General features: G+C 54.1%; 4 protein-coding genes. 3 read left to right on the forward strand and 1 reads right to left on the reverse strand.

The window, feature by feature from the left end; genetic code table 11:
• Window positions 1–407: lipid-binding SYLF domain-containing protein (locus WA354_RS04215; protein WP_472811762.1), on the forward strand; the 407-nt coding region annotated here is incomplete at its 5' end.
• A gap of 325 nt (window positions 408–732) precedes the next feature.
• Window positions 733–1,437 carry a Crp/Fnr family transcriptional regulator gene (locus WA354_RS04220; protein ID WP_472811763.1) on the forward strand — a complete coding sequence of 235 codons (705 nt, stop codon included), beginning with the start codon at window positions 733–735 and terminating at the stop codon, window positions 1,435–1,437.
• A 31-nt stretch (window positions 1,438–1,468) separates the two neighbouring features.
• Here the strand turns inward: WA354_RS04220 and WA354_RS04225 are convergent, their stop codons facing one another.
• Window positions 1,469–2,047 (reverse strand): hypothetical protein, encoded by a 579-nt coding sequence (locus WA354_RS04225; protein WP_472807842.1) that lies wholly within the window; start codon window positions 2,045–2,047, stop codon window positions 1,469–1,471.
• Window positions 2,048–2,308: 261 nt separating this feature from the next.
• Between WA354_RS04225 and WA354_RS04230 the strand changes: the two genes are divergently transcribed.
• The gene (locus WA354_RS04230) at window positions 2,309–2,980 is read left to right on the forward strand and encodes a Crp/Fnr family transcriptional regulator (protein ID WP_472811764.1); all 672 of its coding nucleotides are present in this window, start codon (window positions 2,309–2,311) and stop codon (window positions 2,978–2,980) included.
• The last annotated feature ends 433 nt before the right edge of the window (window positions 2,981–3,413 follow it).

A 3,413-nucleotide genomic window follows, 5' to 3' on the forward strand; every position in this document is an offset into this window, starting at 1 on the left:
TTGCCATTACGGGTGGCAGCTGGGGCTTGCAGATCGGCGTCGAGGGTGTGGACCTAGTCATGATCATCCAGAATGAGCGGGGAATGAGGCAGTTGCTCTCCAGCAAGTTTGAATTGGGTGCTGACGCCTCCGCGGCAGCCGGACCGGTGGGCCGTCACGCTTCAGCCGACACCGACTGGAAAATGGATGCTGAGATCCTCACCTATTCACGGGCGAAGGGAGCTTTTGCCGGACTCACTTTGAACGGTGCTTCGATTCGTCATGACGAAGATTCCACTAGAGCCATTTACGGCGAGGACATCTCCAACGCCCGAATCTTAAAGGGCGAAGTCGCCATGCCGGGTGCGGCTCACTCGTTCCTCGATGCGGTCAGGGACGCAAAGGCGCAGGCAGTTGCCTCGAACTAACAGCCGCCGTTTCTAAATGTGGTGCGGGCGTTCCCGGCCGATTCCCAGGTCCGGAGGTCCGCACATTGTCTTTCCGCTTCTCGTGGGGATACTCGTTCTTTGCCTGAAAATGAGCAATATTGCTCAGACGCGTAGCTTCGGTACAAGCGATGATAAACAGAAAGTTATGGTGAATTGCGGTTGATTTGGGGAATGAAGCTTACCCCAAATACCGTGTCGGGTCGTTTTGGATCTTGCCATCATTTTGAAATCGGCGTACACCTGCGGGACTGCCTGGAGGGCTGACTATTCACTCACTCAAGCACCCCGCAACGAGGCAACCCTTTTGATAAGCGATCACGATCCTAAGTTCAATTCTGCGTCATTCCTTGCCAATGCAGGTCTTGGCCGAACAATCGTCGAATTGAAGCCCAAGCAAACATTCTTTTGCCAGGGAGACGTTGCGGACTCTGTGTATTACCTACAGAAGGGCCGTGCGCGAGTCACCGTTGTTTCGCAGGGCGGCAAAGAAGCGACCATTACCCTTCTGTCTGCCAACGATTTTGTCGGCGAGGAGTCTCTCGCCACTATAGTCGGGTTGCATCTGGCGACTGCGACTGCCGTGAATGCCTGCACAGCACTCAAAATCAGTAGAAAAGAAATGATTCGCGTGATGCACGACGAGCCTGCATTCTCCGACACATTCCTCAAGTTCTTATTGGCTCGGAGTATGCGGACGCAGGCCGATCTTGTGGATCAGCTGTTCAATTCCAGCGAAAAGCGCCTCGCGCGGATCCTCTTGTTGATGGCGGAATTCGGAAAGCCGGGTGAACCCGAAATCTTCATCCCGCCGGTCACGCAGGAAACGTTGGCGGACATGATTGGGACAACGCGTTCTCGGGTCAGCTTCTTTATGAATCGCTTTCGCAAGTTAGGGTTCATCAGCTATAACGGTCGCATTCAGGTCCACAAGGCGCTGCTCAATGTGGTCCTGCTCGACCAGTTGCCTGACCACAACGCGCAGAAACCTGACATTCTAGCTGTTCCATGAGACGCCTCAGGATCGAGAGCCGCAGTTCGAGTTACGCTGCTGCGACCTTCTCGTTGGGCGGCTGAACCTGAATCAGCTCGTCGAATATGGTGCGGTACTGAACCATTGCGGTGCGAAGCTCTTCCGTGCTCGCATCAGCACGACCCGGCCGCACCGCAACAGCACTCGCCAGTCGATAGTTCTCCATGATGCGAGGGTAACTGACCGATAGATCGGCAGCGCGCTGGTCGAAGCCAGCCTCTGGATATCCGCGGGCTTGAAGGATTGTATTGATAAGGTCGCCGGCCTCAATTACGGCTGGCTTGGGATAGTCAACAAAGCGACTTTGCACAGTTTGCCACTCGGCAACAAAGCGCTCCCGCTCGGTGTCCCCGAGGTTTCGGATCTTCATAGATTTCACGCGGGTTTCCCTGTCGGCCAGTCTTGCCTCCGCCTTCTTTGAGGTGCCGTGTGTCTGGACGGCGCGGTCGTACTCCGATCCAAAACGATTGCGGAAACCGAGGGTCCTCGTCTTACGGCGTTGAAGATAAAGGCCGATGATGATGGCGGCGACGAGAAAGAGTGCAACCACGGCAACGGTCAGCTGGGTATTCGTGAATTGAAAATTCATTACGTTCTCCTCCGAGGGATACTCCGCGAGGGCCGAGAGTTCATCAGACCTTCTCGGAGCGGAAAGAACCCACGAAGTCCATCATGAGATGTTGCACATGTAAATTCTGGCCAGAATTGCTCACATTCTGGAGCCCGATTTGGTCCTGCATGACGCCGAAAAGATTCGATGTGTCGATGGCAAAGTCAGAGCAGTTTTGAACATCTTTTGGGGATCGTTCTGACTTAAGGTCGCGAAGTGTGACACGGCCGGGAGAAGTCTTTGAAGACGCCAACCAACTCGGCTAAGAACAAGTGCCTCGTTGCATCGGAAAGCCTGCTTGCCGACATTACCCCGGGTGCGTTGGCCGTGGCCTTTCTTAGTGAACAGGTAATCTTCGCGCAAGGCGACAAGGATGGCGCGGTCTTCTACATCCAGGAAGGCAAGGTACGCCTCACCGTAACATCCAGGTTTGGCAAGCAGGCAACCCTGAGCGTCTTGAGCGCTGGGGCGTTCTTTGGAGATGGTGGACTGGCTGGACAGCCATTGCGGATGAAGTCTGCAACTGCAATGACGGACTGCAAACTTCTCCAAATCGATAATCAAGCCATGATGGAGGCCCTTCAAAGCAAGCGCTCACTGTCTGATCTATTCGTGAGGCATTTGGTGGCGCGTAACATTCGATATCATCAGGCTCTGGTTGAACAGCTTTTCGATCCCAGCGATAAGAGACTGGCCCGAGTCCTGCTCTTGCATGCGCATTTCGGTGAGAAGGGCGCGTCCGAGATAGTGGTCGCAAAGATCACTCAGAGGAATCTCGCAAAAATGGCGGATATAAGCCCGCACCGTGTCGGTTCTCTGATGAAGGAATTCAGAAAAGCAGGCTTCGTTTCCTATGGCAAGAGCGGATTGCAGATTTACGCCTCACTGGTTAGTGTCGTTCTCCGCAGTTAAACCTCTGCGAGAAATCGAATGAATGGAAATCCTACTTGAAACTCGGCGACTGACCTGACGATATTAGGGTAATGGACTCATCGAGCCCCTCAGAAGGATCTGTGTGTCTTTGGCAAGCGGACCAAAAACGCCAATCCGGTCAAGTGGTCGCTGCAAATTGACTACATCGTATGCGAGCGTCAGCTTCACGTACAGGTTCCGCGGTCCTGCCGCACGTTGACCGCGTCATCGAATTGGCCGTTGGACCCATAGCGTTGGCTCACTCGAGCATTCGAGGGAGATTTCAGGCGGATCGTTCCATGACATAGTGACCTTGCCCCCGCAAAACGTACCCCTTAGCTAGCTGCTTTAATAGCGAAAGGGAAACGACGATGAGGAATGGTAAGCGGGGCAGGTACACGCTTGAGTTCAAGCTGGAGGCAGTTCGGCTTGT

The organism is Occallatibacter sp. (genome assembly GCF_049802275.1).
Classification (GTDB): domain Bacteria; phylum Acidobacteriota; class Terriglobia; order Terriglobales; family Acidobacteriaceae; genus Telmatobacter.

What these genes read in the sequence shown, in the direction of transcription:
- WA354_RS04225 (WP_472807842.1), bottom strand. Translation starts at nt 2,047, where the DNA reads ATGAATTTTCAATTCACGAATACCCAGCTGACCGTTGCCGTGGTTGCA.